Source organism: Pseudomonas sp. NFR16 (assembly GCF_900108875.1).
Classification (GTDB): domain Bacteria; phylum Pseudomonadota; class Gammaproteobacteria; order Pseudomonadales; family Pseudomonadaceae; genus Aquipseudomonas.
Window position 1 is genome coordinate 47,309 of record NZ_FNYJ01000001.1, and the last position, 17,559, is coordinate 64,867.

General features: G+C 58.1%; 16 protein-coding genes and 1 pseudogene. 6 read left to right on the forward strand and 11 right to left on the reverse strand.

Annotated elements, in window-relative coordinates:
* Positions 1-71 precede the first annotated feature (71 nt).
* From BMZ10_RS00230 to BMZ10_RS27870, 3 genes and pseudogenes are all read right to left on the reverse strand, one after another.
* Complete coding sequence (locus BMZ10_RS00230; RefSeq protein WP_093458067.1) at positions 72-1,667, reverse strand: histidine kinase famiy protein; 1,596 nt, start codon at positions 1,665-1,667, stop codon at positions 72-74.
* A 222-nt stretch (positions 1,668-1,889) separates the two neighbouring features.
* Positions 1,890-2,141, reverse strand: a complete 252-nt coding sequence (locus BMZ10_RS00235; protein ID WP_093459844.1) for a DUF3509 domain-containing protein — start codon at positions 2,139-2,141, stop codon at positions 1,890-1,892.
* Between the two features lie 287 nt (positions 2,142-2,428).
* A pseudogene (locus BMZ10_RS27870) lies at positions 2,429-2,748 on the reverse strand (chloride channel protein); the annotation flags it as partial.
* A 168-nt stretch (positions 2,749-2,916) separates the two neighbouring features.
* Here BMZ10_RS27870 and BMZ10_RS00245 point away from each other — a divergent pair.
* Together BMZ10_RS00245 and BMZ10_RS00250 are read left to right on the forward strand one after the other, a co-directional pair.
* On the forward strand, positions 2,917-3,813 hold the full coding sequence (locus tag BMZ10_RS00245) for a LysR family transcriptional regulator (RefSeq protein WP_093459846.1): 897 nt from the start codon (positions 2,917-2,919) through the stop codon (positions 3,811-3,813).
* 199 nt (positions 3,814-4,012) lie between these two features.
* Entirely contained in the window at positions 4,013-5,119 is a 1,107-nt protein-coding gene (locus BMZ10_RS00250) for an alkene reductase (protein ID WP_093458068.1), read from the forward strand.
* A gap of 149 nt (positions 5,120-5,268) precedes the next feature.
* Here BMZ10_RS00250 and BMZ10_RS00255 read toward each other — a convergent pair whose 3' ends face one another.
* From BMZ10_RS00255 to BMZ10_RS00270, 4 genes are all read right to left on the reverse strand, one after another.
* A complete protein-coding gene (locus BMZ10_RS00255; protein WP_093458069.1) occupies positions 5,269-6,261 on the reverse strand; it encodes a zinc-dependent alcohol dehydrogenase family protein in 993 nt (330 codons plus the stop codon).
* 107 nt (positions 6,262-6,368) lie between these two features.
* Positions 6,369-7,580: an MFS transporter gene (locus BMZ10_RS00260; protein WP_093458070.1), complete on the reverse strand. Its 1,212-nt coding sequence runs from the start codon at positions 7,578-7,580 to the stop codon at positions 6,369-6,371.
* Between the two features lie 42 nt (positions 7,581-7,622).
* The gene (locus BMZ10_RS00265) at positions 7,623-8,741 is read right to left on the reverse strand and encodes an alkene reductase (protein ID WP_256214266.1); all 1,119 of its coding nucleotides are present in this window, start codon (positions 8,739-8,741) and stop codon (positions 7,623-7,625) included.
* Positions 8,742-8,781: 40 nt separating this feature from the next.
* Complete coding sequence (locus tag BMZ10_RS00270) at positions 8,782-9,888, reverse strand: Gfo/Idh/MocA family protein (protein WP_093458072.1); 1,107 nt, start codon at positions 9,886-9,888, stop codon at positions 8,782-8,784.
* Between the two features lie 308 nt (positions 9,889-10,196).
* Here BMZ10_RS00270 and BMZ10_RS00275 point away from each other — a divergent pair, with 308 nt between their 5' ends.
* A complete protein-coding gene (locus BMZ10_RS00275; RefSeq protein ID WP_093458073.1) occupies positions 10,197-11,105 on the forward strand; it encodes a LysR family transcriptional regulator in 909 nt (302 codons plus the stop codon).
* 3 nt (positions 11,106-11,108) lie between these two features.
* Here the strand turns inward: BMZ10_RS00275 and BMZ10_RS00280 are convergent, their stop codons facing one another.
* The gene (locus tag BMZ10_RS00280; RefSeq protein WP_093458074.1) at positions 11,109-11,426 is read right to left on the reverse strand and encodes an EthD family reductase; all 318 of its coding nucleotides are present in this window, start codon (positions 11,424-11,426) and stop codon (positions 11,109-11,111) included.
* Positions 11,427-11,441: 15 nt separating this feature from the next.
* A complete protein-coding gene (locus BMZ10_RS00285; protein WP_177182016.1) occupies positions 11,442-12,335 on the reverse strand; it encodes an NmrA family NAD(P)-binding protein in 894 nt (297 codons plus the stop codon).
* A 277-nt stretch (positions 12,336-12,612) separates the two neighbouring features.
* Here BMZ10_RS00285 and BMZ10_RS00290 point away from each other — a divergent pair, with 277 nt between their 5' ends.
* Genes BMZ10_RS00290 through BMZ10_RS00300 form a run of 3 tightly spaced genes read left to right on the forward strand, consistent with a single transcriptional unit; the run spans position 12,613 to position 14,787 of the window.
* Complete coding sequence (locus BMZ10_RS00290; RefSeq protein ID WP_093459848.1) at positions 12,613-13,725, forward strand: NADH:flavin oxidoreductase/NADH oxidase; 1,113 nt, start codon at positions 12,613-12,615, stop codon at positions 13,723-13,725.
* Between the two features lie 34 nt (positions 13,726-13,759).
* Positions 13,760-14,527, forward strand: a complete 768-nt coding sequence (locus tag BMZ10_RS00295; RefSeq protein WP_256214267.1) for an SDR family NAD(P)-dependent oxidoreductase — start codon at positions 13,760-13,762, stop codon at positions 14,525-14,527.
* A gap of 56 nt (positions 14,528-14,583) precedes the next feature.
* A complete protein-coding gene (locus BMZ10_RS00300) occupies positions 14,584-14,787 on the forward strand; it encodes a hypothetical protein (RefSeq protein ID WP_218147155.1) in 204 nt (67 codons plus the stop codon).
* 494 nt (positions 14,788-15,281) lie between these two features.
* Here the strand turns inward: BMZ10_RS00300 and BMZ10_RS00310 are convergent, their stop codons facing one another.
* Together BMZ10_RS00310 and BMZ10_RS27340 are read right to left on the reverse strand one after the other, a co-directional pair.
* Positions 15,282-16,718 (reverse strand): IS1182 family transposase, encoded by a 1,437-nt coding sequence (locus BMZ10_RS00310; RefSeq protein WP_093458079.1) that lies wholly within the window; start codon positions 16,716-16,718, stop codon positions 15,282-15,284.
* 123 nt (positions 16,719-16,841) lie between these two features.
* Positions 16,842-17,255 carry a hypothetical protein gene (locus tag BMZ10_RS27340; RefSeq protein WP_143070233.1) on the reverse strand — a complete coding sequence of 138 codons (414 nt, stop codon included), beginning with the start codon at positions 17,253-17,255 and terminating at the stop codon, positions 16,842-16,844.
* Positions 17,256-17,559: the final 304 nt, after the last annotated feature.

A 17,559-nucleotide genomic window follows, 5' to 3' on the forward strand; every position in this document is an offset into this window, starting at 1 on the left:
GGTGAGATCTGCCCTCGATCGGCCTAAGGATGGCTTTCCCACGCTTTGTGTCGCTGAATGGAATGCAAGCTTCAGCTGACACCATTGGGACCTTGTAAGACTTGTCGGACTTTCTTGGCCAAGTCCGTCGGGATGTAGGGTTTGGAGATGACTTCGAATTCGTTCCCTCCTGCATCAGTGCGCTCCAGCGAATTCTCCGAATACCCTGTGGTAAGTAGCACCCTGAGCTCCGGAGAAATGCGCTTGGCCTCTCGAGCCAGCATCACGCCATTCATGCCGCCTGGCATGATGAGGTCGGTGAATAGCAGGTCGAAGTGTTCGGATTTGAGAATGGCTAACGCTTCCTTGCCGCTGTAGGCCAGATCGCAGCTGTAGCCGTATTCTTCCAGCACCATCCGGGCCAGCTCGGCAACGTCGGGACGATCTTCTACCACCAGAACTCGCTCATGACCGGATTGCTCAATGACATTTTCTTTACTGGGGATGATGTGAAGCTGGCTGTCATCGGCAGGGAAATACATGCGGATTGTGGTGCCTATTCCTTCCTCTGAATAAATGCGCGCAGTCCCTCCGGATTGCTTCATGAACCCATAAACCATCGATAGCCCCAACCCGGAGCCTTTACCCTCGTCTTTCGTGGTAAAAAACGGGTCCATGACCCGATTGACGATCGCCGCCGGCATGCCGGTACCACTGTCGGTGATTGCTACGCTGACATAACGGCCGGGCATCAGGCCGTCATACGACGTTGATCCAAGATCCTGAATTCTTACATTCTTGGTCTCAATGGTCAGACGGCGGCTTTCCTTTGACTCCATCGCATCACGGGCATTGATAAAAATGTTCAACAGTGCGACTTCGGTTTGAGTGGTGTCCACCCTGCAGTTCCAGAGGTCCTCAGCCAATGCCAGACGGATGTCCGTATCGATCAATGTGCGCTCGGCCATCTCCTGGGATGAGTTCACAATGGCATTGAGGTTGACAACGCGGCCCTGAAGCTTCTGCTTGCGAGAAAATGCGAGCAATTGCTGAGTTAGCGTTTTGGCCCGCTCTGCCGCATCGCGGGCGTTGGCAGCGCTGCGAAGGATTCTCTGCTGATCGTACTGTGGCTTGTCGGCGGTGCGCTGGATCATATCCAGGTAACCGATCATTACCTGAAGCAGATTGTTGAAGTCGTGCGCGATCCCTCCCGTCAACTGCCCCAAGGCCTCCATCTTCTGCGCTTGGCGGAGTCCGTCCTCAGCATCACGGCGGCGACTCACGTCCAGCTGGGAGGCAAAGAAATAAATAAGCTCGCCCGAGTCGTTGTATACCGGCGAAATGAACAATGCATTCCAGAAGGTAGAGCCGTCCTTTTTATAGTTGACCAGCTCGACCGCCACTTCCTTTTCAGCTGCAATCGCTTCGCGAACTTCTCGAACTGCCGACGGATCGGTTTCTGGCCCCTGCAGAAATCGGCAGTTATGCCCGAGAATGTCCTCCAGGCGGTACCCAGTCATGTCAATGAACGCATTATTGGCAAAGATGATCGGGTTATCGGGCCGCTTGGGGTCGGTCACGATCATCGGCATGCGAGTGGTTTCTACCGCTGCAAAAAAAATGTTGTGGTCCGAACCACTTATATCGCCGGTGGAGCTATCGTCGACACGCGTAGGGTGTTTCGCCATTGCTGCTCCAGTAAGGCACGAGGCATATTTCTTCAGTAGATGTGTATATTTGAACAGTGCTTGACCGATGATGCAATTTGGGGAGCGAATGAATTGGCCGCACAGCCGCGCCCCGGGGGGCGCTAAGCTTGGTGAAGCCTTTTTCATCTGTCGCCGGTAATCACCATCCCTGACAATTCACTGGCATTGAGCGCAGGTCACGAGGGAGACACTGCCTTATGTTCATCGAGAAACGTAGGTGGGCATATCAAATCGTTGCTGGCTTTGCAGTGCAGCAATAGCGGGAAGCTCTTCCGGCAGTACTGCCAAATCACGGCGTATCGAGCTGATAAGCCATTCCATCTGAAGCGCGTTATGAAGCTGCAGGTATGAAATCGCGCGAGTAATTTTGCGTCCGCGGCCATCCTTGATTTCGAACAAGACCCCGCCATCCGGCCGATTTCTGGTACTGGTCTGAAAGCCTGCAAAAGCCATGATCAAGCGGTCAAAGTGATTCTTCACAGGTGTTACTCCACAGCAGTCATTTGAGTGCTTGCTGTGTCGCAGCTATCGTGCCAGTGCTGGAGGCTGAAATAATCCTTTAAAATCAATTAGTTAAACAGATGTCCTCGCTCGAATGTCGGGCTTTTTGCCTGATTTCCTGTGTCGAACATTGCATATCGCTTGGCGAGCGTTTCCATTCGACCGTCTTCGCATCGGCGTGCCTGTTTTATTTGAGCCGATCTACAGCGGGCTGATAATGCACCCTCAGTTGGCAAGGCAATTTCGGCTCCTACGGCCAATGAAGGAGCAAAAATTCCGCCCGGAATGCCAGAGCAACAAGTGACATCGGTTGCCAAAAATCGAGTGATTGGCGCGTGCCACGGCAGGCCCACATCGGAGGCGATTATTTGAGAAGTGATGCCATAACCACTGCCAAATGACATCCCGCCGCTGAGCCAGCCCAGCATTGCCACGATTACTCCGCAGATGCCTGCGAACCTTACGGGATGCAGTCGGCGCCACTCCCACAAGATGAGGCGTGCATGTCGCTGCGGCCAGAGCAGCATTCGGCTGAACATGCGCCTGACAAGCCGCAGCCGCGAGCAGATCCCGGCACTCGCCGAGCGCAACCGTCTGCGCGCGGCCTAATGTTTCCGCCTGATTGAGCCTGAGCTGACAGAAACCGAACACGTCATGAAATCTGCTGATATCGTCACGGGACATTACGTCACGTGACGTTATCGTTCACACAACAGGAACGCCTATGCTGGACAGCCTCAGTGGCATCATGGCCTTTGTTCAAGTTGCCGAAACGCGCAGTTTTACCGAAGCTGCCCGTCTTATGGAAATCTCGTCCTCCGCAGTGGGCAAGAGTGTGTCGCGCATGGAGGAGCGCCTTGGCGTTCGCCTGTTTCACCGCAGCACTCGCAGCGTCACGCTGACCGCCGAGGGCGAGCTGTTTCTCGAACGCTGCAAACGCATCATTCAAGAGGCGGAGCAGGCGGAAATCGAGCTATCGCAGTTGGCCGATGCGCCGCGCGGTAAGTTGCGCATCAGTGTGCCGTTACAGAACACGCTGATCTTTCCGTTGCTGACAGGTTTCATGCAGGCGTATCCGCAAATCGAGCTGGACGTAGACTTGTCCGATCGCATGGTCGACGTAATCGAGGAAGGCTTCGATGCCGTGGTCCGCACCGGTCAGCCGTCTGATTCGCGGCTCATGGCGCGCAAGCTGGGTGAGTACAAGCTCGAACTGGTGGCCTCGCCGGAGTATCTGGCCCGCCGTGGCCGACCGACCCACCCGAACCAGTTGCGCGATCATGCATGCCTGTTGCACAAATTCCCGGCCACCGGTTCTCTGGAGCGCTGGCCTGTGCGCGACCCTGACGCAGACAGCGATCCGGAGCTGGGCCGGGTCATTGCCTGTACCACCACCGACGCCTTGACTCATATGGCGCTCGAAGGGTTGGGCATCGCCTGCCTGGCTGACTTTTCGACGATCGAGGCACTGCGCGATGGCAAACTTGAGCGCGTGTTGCCGGAATTCACCGATCATCGAGGCTCGCTGTGGATGCTGTGGCCGTCGGGCCGCAACGCAACGCCCAGGCTGCGGGCGTTGATCGATTACTTCAAGCAGCACATCGCGACCGTCTCTCAGCCCTGACAGAACCCTGAGTCGGAGATTGCCAACTCACGGCATCGGCCTCTGAGGGATTACAGCCCAATAGTCCGGATTGTTGTGACGGCTGGGCCGTTTATCTCGTTCGGGAAAACCCTTGTACTAGGCGCCAGTGCCCAGGCCCTGAAAGTCATACTGACTTTCAGGCGGGCAAGCGTCTTTTCCCTTCCCGAACGAGGCAACCATGTCCAAACTCCATTCCCCGGTCAGCATCGGCCCCTTCACCTTTTCCCACCGCGTCGTACTGGCGCCTTTGACCCGCATGCGTGCCGAAGAGGGCGCACGTCCCGGCCCTCTGATGGCTGAGTATTATGCGCAGCGCGCCACCGAAGGCGGCCTGCTCATTGGCGAAGCGACCATCGCCGCGCCTAACGGCAACGGCTATCTGGGCGCACCAGGCTTGTTCGACGACAGCCAGATCGCGGGTTGGAAACAGGTCACCGACGCGGTCCACGCCAAGGGCGCGAAGATCTTCCTGCAGCTCTACCATGCCGGTCGGCAGTCCAACAGCGAAGTGCAGCCGCAAGGCAGCATTCCGGTCGGGCCGTCCGAAGTGCCCCATGGCGGCGTGGCATACACCAAAGAAGGCTGGTTGCCGAACACACCGAATCGCGCACTGACCGTCGAGGAAATCGCCGAACTGGTCGAGAGCTTCCGCACGGCGGCCGAGCGCGGCGTCAAGGCCGGTTTTGACGGTGTCGAGCTGCATGGCGCCAACGGTTATCTGGTGGATCAATTCCTTCAGGACAACAGCAACAAGCGCACCGACAGTTACGGTGGCTCCTTCGAAAACCGTGCGCGGTTTCTGCTGGAAGTGACCGGCGCACTGATCTCGGTGTGGGGCGCCAACCGTGTAGCGGTTCGTCTGGGCCCGAGCGGCACGTGGGGCGACATGGGCGACACCGATCCGCAAGGCCTGTTCACTTACGTCGCTCAACAACTGGCGCCGCTGAACCTCGCGTATCTGCACCTGATCGAGCCGCGCATCCTGGGCAACGTCGAAGATGAAAACGCAGACCCTGCGCCGGTTGCAGCACAGATGATGCGCAAGCATTTCCCGGGCGTGATCATTGCGGCGGGCGGTTTTGACGGCGAAAGCGCAGAAGCGATCATCCGCGCCGGTGATGCTGACCTTGTGGCGTTCGGTCGTCACTTCATCGCCAACCCCGATCTGCCGGAAAGGCTGCGCCTCAAGCGTGCGTTGAATGCCTATGATCGTCCGACCTTCTTCGGCGGCACAGAGGTTGGCTACATCGACTATCCGTTCTACGAAGAGGCTGCGGTGGTCTGACACGGCAGCGATTGGACAAAGCCGACAACGATTGATCGTTGTCGGCTTTTTTGTACGTGGAAGAAATGAGCCACCCACCCACCGAACTTCGCCCAATAGAAAGCCCGGTGGTGGGCACCGGGCTCTGAGCGGGAATCGTTGGCGTCGCTTCAGTTCACGGTCACGACAATACGGCCAAGGTGCAGGTTCTTCTCAAGCTCACGATGAGCCTCGACCATCTCGTCGAAGGTGAACGTCTTGGCGATGACGGTGTGCAACGCACCGGACTTCAAACCCGCGAACACATACTCGGTCGCCTTGCGTTGACGCTCTGGGTCGGTGGTCGTACCAAAGAGGTTGTAGCCGCGAATCACTGGGGTCTTGGCGATCACGGTCAGCAACGGCAACGGAGTGACGTCCTCGCTCAAGGCTCCGTAGATGAACACGGTACCGCCGACGCGCAAGGCCTGCAGCAGTTTCGGGAAGGTGCTGCCGCCGACGGGTTCGAACACGATGTCTGCACCACGCCCCTCGGTGATGCGATTGACCGCTTCCACCAGATCTTCCTCATCAGTCACGATCACGTGGCTTGCGCCTGCCTGCAGCAACTGTTCGCGCTTGGCGCGGGTGCGGGTCAGTGCGACCGCAATACCACCTGCTGCACGCACGACTTGCAAGGTGCCCAAGCCGACTGAACTGGACGCTGCGGGCACCAACACCACGTCGCCAGCCTTGAGCAGGCCGGTCTCGATCAGTGCGCCATAAGGCGTGATGAACACGTTCCAGATAGCCGTGGCCTGTTCGAACGACACCGAGTTCGGCAGCTTCACAACAGCATGTGCGGGCGCCAGCACTTCTTCGCCGTACATGCCGTAATCGTTCAATGAAAAGGAAGGCACTGTGCTGACCCGATCGCCGACTGCGACGTGCTTGACGTCTGCGCCGACCGCCGTGACAACACCGGCTGATTCATAACCCAGGCGGGCAGGAAGGTTGACTGGCTCGACGTAGCTGCCTTGTCGCCACATGGACTCGGCCCGGTTCAGGCCGATGGCCCGGACCCGGATCAGCACTTCATTCACGGCGGGTGTCGGCGTTTCGAGGGTCTGATAGCGCAGCACGTGCGGGCTGCCGTATTCGGTGAAATGGATGATGCGAGGCATGGAAATCTCCAGGGATGGACAGGGATAGCAAGCGACGGTCGGTTCAAATTCAGACCAATCGTCAGGGTGCCCTCGAAGCGAGGGCGTTAGCGCGAACTGCGTGCGCCTCAGACGGCACACGCCATGGCCGCACTGCTCGACACTTTTTGACGGATCAGCAGATGCAGAACCAGACCGGATAATTCACAGGCCGCTGCCACCCAACCCAGTGCGGTCACGTCGAAAAAGCTCAGGGTCAATGAGCCAAGGGCAGCACCTAGCGAGAAGCCCAGGTACATGAATGAGGCATTGAGGGACAACGCAACAGGCGTTCCTTTGAGACCGGCGATGGTGATCAGGCCCGCTTGCTGCGCCGGGTAAAACGACCAGTGCGCCACACCCCACACCAGCACGCCTGCCACAACCGGGACCAGCGCCTGATCGGCGGAAAGTATGTCGACACTCAGGGACAGGATGACGAACGAGGCGATCATCGCCATCAGGCACCAGGGGATGACCCGGCGTGAGCCGAGACGGTCCACCAGCTTGCCGCCAATTATCACACCGCCCCCGGCGGCAACACCCCAGGCGAAAAAGACATACCCGACTTGAGCTCCGGCCAATGGCGTGGTGTCAGCGATTAACAGCGCCAGATAGGTGTACACCGTGTACGCGCCGGTTGCCCACAGCGTCGTGACCAGCAGGCTGAGCAGAATGGCCGGGCGGCGGGCGGTGTCGAGTCGCTCTCGCAATGATGCTACGGGCAAGCCACGGCCGATGGCGTCAGGCAGCCCTACGATCAGGCCGACGCAGGCCAGCGCGGACAGACCCGCTACCCCGGCGAAGGTCATGCGCCAGCCGAGATGTTCGCCCACGACCGAACCCAGTGGCACGCCGAACGCAACGGCGAGCGTGATACCGCCGTTTACGATGGCCAGAGCTGTACCACGCCTGTCCGGACCGACGATCGCCCCAGCCAGCGCGTTCGCGCCCGGAACGAACAGCCCCGCCGTGAATGCCAGCAGCACCCGGGCGAACATCAGCACCCAGTAATCGAGAGCAGCGAAAGCAATCACATTTGCCAGTGTGAAGCCGAGCATCGTGAGAATCATAAGAGCGCGGCGAGAGTATCGGCCGGTAAGGGCCGTGAAGATCGGTGAGCTGAAGGCGTACGCCAAGGCGAAGACGGTTACCAGTTGCCCGGCAGCGACGAATGTCGTGGCGAAATCGCTGGCGATTTCCGGCAACAACCCCGCGAGCATGAAACTTTCGGTGCCCACGGCGAAGGTGCCCAGCGCCAGCCAATACAAGGGTACAAGTGAAATCGACGGGTTGTTCATTGAAGGGATCCTTCTAACGATCAGGCGCTGGACGAACGGTTGTCACCGTCCTCTTTTTTCAGTGCAGTACTCGGGAAAATCGTTGTAGTCCTGCTCGGTGCCGCCCCAGAACGCTTCCCGCACGTAAGGGGTCAGCGGCCAGTCGTGGCGCAGGCGTTCGGGCAAGTCCGGGTTGGCGCTGAAATGGCGACCGAAGGCCACCAGGTCAGCTGCACCGGATTGAAGAATCGCTTCGGCACCTCCGCGATCAAAGCCCCCAGCGGCGATGATCGGGCCGTCGAAAAACGGTCGTAAAAATGCGGCTGCTACAGGCGGACGGTCGGGTTCGATTTCGTCGGTGCCCTTGATGCGCGGCTCGATCACATGCAGATACGCCAGCCCGTATTCATTAAGTCGGCGTGCGAAGTATTCGAAGGTGGCTTGCGGATTGCTGTCAGAAATCGAACCCCACTGGCCGCTCGGCGACACGCGCACTCCGACCCGATCCGCACCCCAGACGGACACCAGCGCATCGAGCACCTGCAAGGGGAATCGCACGCGGTTTTCGAGGGAGCCGCCGTAGTCGTCGTCGCGTTTGTTCGTACCGTCTTGCAGGAAGGTGTCCAGCAGATAGCCGTTGGCGTTGTGCAACTCAACGCCATCAAAGCCTGCGTCCAGTGCACGCTGCGCGCTTTGCCGATAACTCTCGATCAGCGCGGGCAACTCGTCGCGTTCAACGGCGCGATGTGGCGAGGCCGGTACCCAACCGTGGTGGGTAAAAGCATTGGTTTCGAAGGGCACAACCGAGGGCGCAATCGGCGGCTTGCCGCCGCTCAAGTCGCTATGGGACTGGCGGCCGTCATGGCCGAGTTGCAAAAACACCACGCCACCCTTGGCGTGTACTGCTTCGACAATGGGTTTCCAGGCGTCCCGGTGGGCGTCGGTGTAGATGCCCGGCGCGCCCAGGTAACCCCGGCTTTCCAGCGAGGGATGCGTCGATTCGACGATCAGCAGGCCACCGTTCGACGCTCGCTGTTCATAGTAACGCTGCATCATCTGGCTCGGGCTGTCGTCGCGATCTGCGCGTAACCGGGTCATGGGCGCGTGAACCACGCGATGGCTCAGGCGATGAGGGCCGACAACCGTGTTCGACAACAACTTCAATGGCAATGAATGGGCCACGGGTAAACCTCCAAATTGGATGGATAACAAGCAACGGCGTTCAAAGGGCGAGCAGCGCTCGGCGGCCGGTTTGCGAGGACGCCAGTACGCCATCGAGCAGTTTGTGCATGCGCACGGCATCGTCGAAGGTCGTGGCAGCGTGGGTGCCTTCGGCGACGTCCTGGGCGTAAACGTGATACAGCTCGGCGAGTTCCAGCACCGAGGACGGCAGGTCCGCCGCGGGCAGACGTGAGTAGCCGGCAGGTACTGGCAGCACTTCGAGAGGAAGATGATCGCCGTGTGCGCCTACGATCACGTAGTCATCGCCCCGGTCGCCAAACGCCGAGACGTTGGTGATGCGCAGATCGCCTTCGTGGCCCGTGATGTCGATCTGCACGCCCGAGCCGTTGCGCTTGCCGCCCTCGATGTGAACCGACAGCAGGGCGCCGTCTTCCAGTTGACCCGCCAGCACCATTTGATCCGGAGCGCTGCCTTGAAGGCGCTCGCCGGTTTCCTTGATGGTAACGATGTCGAACTGATTGACCATCAGTGCGCTGACATTGACTGGCCAGCCCATGGCAGTGAACAGCATGTCGAGAAAATGACCGGCGTAGATCGAGATCACGCTGGAGAAGTTTTCCTCCGGCACGGTCCAGCGCAGCGCGTTCGGGCGCAGGGCCTGGAAGTAATTCATGCTCACGTGAATACGCACCGAACGCACTTTGCCGACGTAGCCTTGCTGCAGAAGATCCTGCAGATATCGGTTGTGGGGTGCATGGCGGCGCTGCAGGCCGACGATGGTGCGCACACCGGCCTGTTTCGCAAGGCAGGCCAGCTCTTGAGAGACAGCGGTGCTGGTCGTCAGTGGCCACTCGCAGTAGACGTTCTTGCCCGCCGCGATGGCGGCTCGAACGGCTTCTTCATGTTGAGGTGCTGTGGTCAACACCACCACAAGATCAACTTCAGGGTGATTGACCAGTTCTTCCAGCGATTCGGCCACGTGCGCAATGTTCAGCTGCGCGGCCGCAACTTGCGCACTCTCCAGACGCTGGCTGTAGACGGCGCTGATGTCGTACTGAGGCAATAGCGAGAGCACGCGAACATGCCCGTGCATGGCCCAGTTGCCAATGCCGACCAGGCCGACGCGGATGGGATTAGGGCTTTGCATGGCTGACTCCGATGATTCAGGGACTGGCATCGAAGTCTAGGGACAGAGGATGGGGTAAAAAACGGGCCGTAGATCCAGACATTCCGGACAAAATGGCGTCAATGGCTAAAGAGTGTGCTCCTCACAGGATCTGATACGGGCGACCCGGAGCGTGGGTCGATTAAAGCCTTTTCGTCCACTGTGTCTGGAGCGGTGGCCGGTTTATCCGGGTACGTCGATGACATACGTTGCGAACCCCCAAAACATCTCGGAGCCCAGGTCAGAATGTTTATCTCACGATCGCCTATTGACGAGTCGAGGGCCCGGTAATGGACCTGTTGTTTGCCATGAAAGTCTTTACTCGCGTCGTGGAGTCCAACAGCTTCACGCGCGCAGCAGACACGCTCCAGATTCCCAAGGCCTCAGCCACCGTCATCATTCAGCAGCTTGAAGCGCACCTGAAGATCAGGCTCTTGCAGCGCACCACCCGACGCCTGGGGCTCACACCCGACGGCGCGACGTACTACGAACGGTGTGTCCGTATTCTGGCCGACATCGAAGACGCGGAGCACACGTTGGTGGCGAACGCCGGCACGCCTCGCGGCACGTTGCGCGTCGACATGCCGACTTCGCTAGGCAAATTGTTGGTCTTGCCCGACCTGTATGAGTTTCACCAGCGGTATCCCGATATCGAGTTGCTGGCAGGCTTCGGCGACAGGCCGGTGGATCTTATTCAGGACAGCGTCGATTGCGTGATCCGTGTTGGAGAGCTTCCAACGTCCAACATGGTGGCGCGGCGAATCGGTCTGTATCGGCCCGTCACGGTTGCAAGCCCCGACTACCTGGCGCGACATGGCATGCCCACGACGGTGGGCGAACTCAAGGCGCACTTTGCCATCAATTATTTCTGGGGACGCCATGGTCGGTTGATGAATTTCAGTTTCACCGTCGACGGGCAAAGCGTCGAGACCCTGATGCATGGCAATCTTGCCGTCAACGACACGGAAGTATGGATGCAGTCCTGCCTGAAGGGGTTAGGGATCATCCAGGCCCCGAGGTTCATGGCAGCGCCTTATCTGGCGTCGGGAGAGCTGGTGGAAGTGCTGATCGCTCACGTTCCACCGCCCATGCCCATATCAGTTGTCTATCCGCAGAACAGACACCTTTCGCCGACCGTCAGGGTGTTCGTCGACTGGATAGCCCAGCTGTTCGAGCACCATCCTTTGCTGGCTGAATGAGGCTCAGCCCAACTCGATCACATCGCTGATCTGATAAACCGGAGCAGCATTAGTGAAGTTGGCGATATCGTTAGTCAATTCTTCTCCATGCAGCGCGATACCCGACCGAAACGTTTCGATCGATTCGCAGTACAGATGACCGATGCAGACGTACAAGGGCGAACTGTCCGGTTCGAACCCCGACAGCCCCTTGTCGATGCTGTAGGAGAGCAGACAGTTTTCCAGCCGCCGTTTTACCAGCGGCATATGCACGTCGCAGTAATACCGATGGTTGAAATGAACGTCGCGCCCGACGGGATACATCACACTGATCTTGATCACGTCGACATCCTGGCGTTAGCGGCTTTTGTAAATGGCAGCGAAGCGCTTGGCGAATGCCTCGATGGACGTGCCACCGAACGGCGCTTTCGTTTCGAAGAAGTGGTCGAACAACAGGCCCTTGTCCAGAGTCTCGAACATTTCAACGTAATCGTTGGCCGCACCCTTGGCAAAGCCGTAGCCGAGCAAGACCTGCCGGAAATCCTCCTTCTCGAACTTTTCCCATTTCAGATCCGGGATGCCGATCTCCTTGCCAATCAGCGAAGCGATCTCATCGGTGCCGGTGAGGTCGCTGACGACGTATTGATATACGTGACCCTTGAAGTTTTGGGTTGTCAGTGCAGCGGCAGCGATCCGGGCGATGTCTTGCGGGTCGACGACCGTAAATCGGCCTTGAGGGATCGCGAACATGTTGCCCATGTGACCGGCTTTCTTGATCAGATCGATGGACAACAGCAGGTTGGTATAGAAGTAGCCCGTGCGCAGGCTGAGCACGTTCACGTTGTCTCCCGCGCTATTGAGCACGTCCTCCGCCAGCCCCATGCCGCTGATGGGGCCGGCGTCGGAATGCCGGTCAGCACCGTAGCTGCTCAGGAACACCACATTCTCCACACCGGTTGCCTGGATGGCCGCCTTGAAGTTGTGCGCATATTCGATGCTTTCCTTCTTCTGGTCTTGCGAGTTCCACATCGGCGGCAGCATCAGGTAGACGCCATCGGCAGCTGCAAACGTTTCCTTCAAAAACGCCACGTCTTGCATATCGCCTATGGCGGCGTGAGCGCCCTGTCTGACCAGCGCTGCGACATTATCGGCGTTGCGGCTTATCACGCTCACCTGATGCCCGGCCGCCAGAAGGTATTCGGTCAAGGGTTTGGAGACATTGCCGGCACTGCCAGTTACGACGAATTTCATATCGAGTATCCCTGAGTGATGGAAAAATATTTGCCGAGCATTCATTCGAGATCCCGGCAAAGGTGCGGCGACAATACGAGGCAGATGAATCGGGATAAATCGAGGAGGGCGGCAAACAGAATTCATTCGGGCTGAACAATGCCTGCAAATGGACGCGGGCAGGGCGGCCAGCGAATAGCAGACAAAAACGCCGAAGTGACCGGACCCGACAGCCGTTTATTGCGAGTCGTGCGTGGATCATTCTGCTGACTATCACCTTCTGATCGAAGAGGCAGACATGAACGGTCTTTTTTCAGCGTTAACAGTGCGCGGTCTCACGTTGCCGAACCGCATCGTGGTGTCCCCGATGTGCCAATATGTTGCGGTCGATGGCCTTGCCAATTCATGGCATGTCGCCCATCTCACGCAGTTGGCGGTGTCCGGCGCGGGCATGTTGACCATCGAGTCCACAGCCGTTGAACCCGCAGGGCGGATCACGCCCGGCGACCTGGGACTTTGGAGTGATGACACGGAGGCAGCGCTCGGTAAGGTCATTCAAGCGATCCGGGACAACTCCCGAATCCCCGTCGCCTTGCAACTGGCCCACGCCGGTCGCAAGGCGTCCAGCTACGAACCTTGGCATGGCGGGCAGTTAATCCCGGTTTCAGAAGGCGGCTGGGAGACCGTTGCCCCTTCTGCGGTTGCGCAAAAAGAGGGTGAAGCTGCGCCTCAGGCGCTGAGCAAGGCCAGCATTGCCCGCATCCGCGATGCATTTGTCGCCGCGACGCTTCGTGCCGCTCGCCTGGAAGTGGACGCTCTGGAATTGCACGGGGGCCACGGCTACCTGATTCATCAGTTTCTGTCGCCAATCTCCAACCGGCGCAACGATGAATACGGTGGCTCGTTGGAGAACCGGATGCGATTTCTCCTGGAAGTCTTCGATGCTGTGCGTGACGCGTGGCCGGATGAGCGTCCGCTGGGGGTGAAGCTGTCAGCATCCGACTGGATCGAAGGTGGCCTTGACGTCACCGCGACGGTAGCTATCGCCCGTGCGTTGAAAGCCCACGGTGCAGATTGGGTGGTGTCATCGTCGGGCGGGATATCCCCACAGCAAAAAATAGCGCCTGCTCCCGGTTATCAGGTGCCGTTTGCTGCGCAAGTGAAGCAGCAAACCGGGCTCATCTCCACAGCCGTGGGCCTGATCACCGACCCACAACAGGCTGATCGGATCATCCGCTCGGGCGATGCGGATCTGGTCGCCGTTGCCCGCGCGATGCTCAATGACCCGCGTTGGCCATGGCGGGCAGCGGCCGAACTTGGCGCCAGGATCGATGTACCGCCGCAGTACTGGAGAGCCCTGCCGCAAGGGCACGCCGACATTTTCGAAAACCTGGTTTTTGGTGCGCGTTGAACGAGCGCAGACGTCTCACTTCAGGAGAGAGAAGGTGAATCACTCAACGAGCGACAATGACGAAACGCCAGTGGCGCTGATAACCGGCGCACTCGCCGGGATTGGTCGGGCCACGGCGATCGCTTTTGGGCGAGCGGGGTTCAGGGTGGTGATCTCAGGACGCCGCGAGCAAACCGGGCAAGCGCTGCTTGAGGAATTGCAGGCTCAAGGGGTGCAAGCTTTGTTTCAGCGAGCCGATGTGCGACATGAGCACGAGGTCGAACGCCTCGTCGACGTGACTATTGCCGAGTTTGGCCGCCTGGATGCTGCTGTGAACAATGCCGGGGTGGACGGTACGTTCGCCCCGATTCTGGAGGTGACGCCAGCCGGGTATGAGCAGGTCTTTGCGGCCAATGTCCTTGGAACGCTTCTCTCGATGAAGCACGAAATGCGCGTGATGAGAGCGCAGGGTTTTGGCAGCATCATCAATCTGTCGTCGAGCATGGGCGTCAAAGGCGCACCCAATGCGTCCCTCTACGCCGGCAGCAAACATGCGGTGGAGGGGATCACCAAGTCGGTCGCTCTGGAAGCAGCGGCGTTTGGTATTCGAGTCAACGCCGTGGCGCCCGGCCCGGTACAGACCGACATGTTCGACCGGATCACGGCTGATCCGGCAGCTCGAGAGCGCATGATCGAGGGCGTGCCCATGAAACGGATCGGCACACCTGAGGAAATCGCCCGGATGATTGTATTCATGGCCTCAGCCGCCGTGCCTTTCATGACGGGTGAAATCGTGCGAGTGAATGGCGGCAAGACGGCGTGACGGACGAGGCCAGTTGACGAGGTACGCAACCATTGGCGGATAGAGAGTGGGTCGTATTGGATAGCATCGAAAATGACGAGCGCAATCGGTGCGTCGACATCTTCGTCCGCGCCGATGGCTCTTATGGTTTCGAAGAGTTCCGGTTCGACCCCGAAGACGGTGGCTGGGTGAAAACCCGTTACTACGCCGATCAACGTTATGCTTCTGTGGAGGAGGTCAATCTGGCCGCAGGACAGCGGATCGCTTGGTTCAGGCCATAGAGCGGTGCTGAGTGCGAAGGCGGCGTGTGACTGTTTGCTATTGGCCGTTGACTGTCAGTAGGTGCCATGCGGGGGTAGGATGACGGCTATCCCATCGGTCCAGACCTTTTTCCCTTATGGCTCGATCCGTGCGGACAATCGCGAAGTGCCAAGATCCAGGTGATGGTAGCGGAGACGTCATCATCGATCTCCCGCCAGATGCCCTTGCAGCAATGAACGTCGATTTGAGTGATTGCTTGAGCATCGGATGGGTTGACGGGGCGATAGTGCTCAGACCGACTCGTGATGCGAATACCCAGTCCTGAGGCAGCTATCGACCCAGGCCGTGTGAAAACGCGCTAAACACCTCGAAAACTGAGAGTCGCGAGGAATGCCTATGGAATCCGCTGGCGGAAGCGCGAATTAGCTTAATCAGTGACATAGACGTTCGTAATGCCGTTTGGGCCGCGTCAGCGGCCCAAACGGCTTCTAACTGGCGGGCCAAGCGGCTGGGTTCACGCCCTGATCGCCTCAAGCAGTCCTGCGATGCCGAAGATGCTCATCATTCGTTTGAGGTTGTAGGCGAGTACATGAAGGCTCATCTCGGTGCTCACCCTCGGCAGGGTTTTGGTCAGGAAGTGGGTACTTCCCATCCAATACTTTAGCGTTCCGAAAGGATGTTCAACAGTCTGTCGACGAACCCTCATCATCGCTGGATCATGTTCTAGCCGAACCTGCATCGCGTCGAGTAAAGCCTCATGTTCCCAGCGCTTCACACGGCGCTCCTTACCCGTCGTACATTGCTTTTGCATTGAGCAGGACTGGCAGCCTGAGAAGTAGTAACAATGCAATAACATGCCGTCTTCCATCGACGAATGCCGCCTGGTTAGTAGCTGCCCGGCAGGGCATCGATACTCGTCCGACGCCGTAAGATAGATGAAGTCCTGCTTACCAAATCGGCCTTCGGGTTTGCTGCCTGATGTCAGAGGTTTTGGTACAAAGGTGGTGATGCCGGCTTGCTCGCAAGCAAGGACTTCCAGACCTTTGCAATAGCCTCGGTCGGCCACCACCGTTAGCGATTCAGCCTCGATTTCTTCACGCGCTTGGTTCGCCATATTGCTCAGTTGCCCACGATCATTACCAACGTTGGTCACCTCATGGGCAACGATCAGATGGTGTTTGTCGTCGACAGCGGTTTGTACGTTGTAGCCCACCGTTCCGGTGCCTCGGCCGCTCGTAGCCATTGAGCGTGCATCTGGGTCTGTGAGGGAGATCTGCTGGTCTGGACTTTCGTGGACCTGCGTCTCGATGTCCTTGAGTTTCTGCATCTGCTTTTTCAGTGTTTCTATCTTTTCTTTAAGCCGCTCTGCTTTGGCCTCGGCCACTTCGGGCGTCGCCCGATCCGCCGAATCCATCGCCGCCAGATATCGATCGATACTTTGCTCGATCTGCTGCATGCGTGCCTTCACTTTGCCTTGGGTGAAGTTGCGGTCGCGATTATTGACGGCTTTGAATTTGCTGCCATCGATGGCGATGATCGATTGAGAGAAGAGATTGAGGTTACGGCAAATCAGCACGAACTGGCGGCATACGCTGCGAATGGCTTTGCCGTTGTCCTTGCGAAAGTCGGCAATGGTTTTGAAATCCGGAGCCAAACGCCCCGTTAGCCACATCAACTCGACGTTGCGCTCGGCCTCACGCTCAAGCCGGCGACTGGACTGAATACGATTGAGGTAGCCGTAGATATAGATCTTCAACAATGTCGCTGGGTGATAGGCCGGACGACCAGTTGCGGCAGGATCGACGCCCTCAAAACCCAGTGCGCCCAAGTCGAGTTCATCGACGAAAACATCGACCACGCGCACTGGATTTTCTTCTGCTACATAATCGTCCAAGCACTCCGGCAGCAACGTCACCTGCGTCCGAGTTTCGCCCTCAATGAATCGTTTCATGATCGCCCCCGATACGATCTAGACGAACAAAAGCTTAGATCATCCTCGGCGTATTCCGGCTTTTGGCGCTAAAGCAAAGCTCGCTTTTCATCTGGATCTGAGGATATTGCTGGAGGGGATTGGTCAGATATTGGCCAGCTGGGGAACAATGGATTTACCCATGCAATTGACTGCCGCAAAGTATCTACGGCCGCTTGAATGGGACAACCTTGCGTGGCATTCGCAACAATACTCGTCACGGTATTGGCCATCAGGTTTGAAAAATAGCTTGGCCTCGTTGAGATCGGTTATTAAAAATCCTTCAGATTTCAAAATCTGTTCAAAACGATCACGTAGTGAAGAGAGGGCGGTGGGAAGGTGGGGATGACCGCGAAGCTCCTTCGGGTATGGGGTCGCACTCAGTAGATCCACCGTCGCGATCGATTCCCCGGTCGCTTTGAGTGCTTGCAACAGATGTGGGTGTACGTACGACAGACTGCTCGCAGCGTGGTGCGCAATACTTTGACAGACACTACTGAGGCGGCGACGGGAAGGCATTCATTCTTCCTGATTTGGTTTGCGAACTGCGTCGAGCTGCTGGATTTCTAGAGACCATATGGTGCCTCAAAACCTGGTCGAATGCCTCCATGGCCGAATCGTTCTAAAAATGTGTTTTCACACAGCCTGGACCCAAAGCGGACGCCCGGCCTTAAGGCCCGTGCTGCCAATTGGCAGTGTCTAACGCAATATCCGTTAATTGCTCCCCTGACTTTCTGGCCGTGCGACGTCCTTTTTTATGCGCGCAGCGCCGGGTGCTGGAAGACGTCCAGCGACTTTTCGTATCTCGTGAACGTCATGGTTG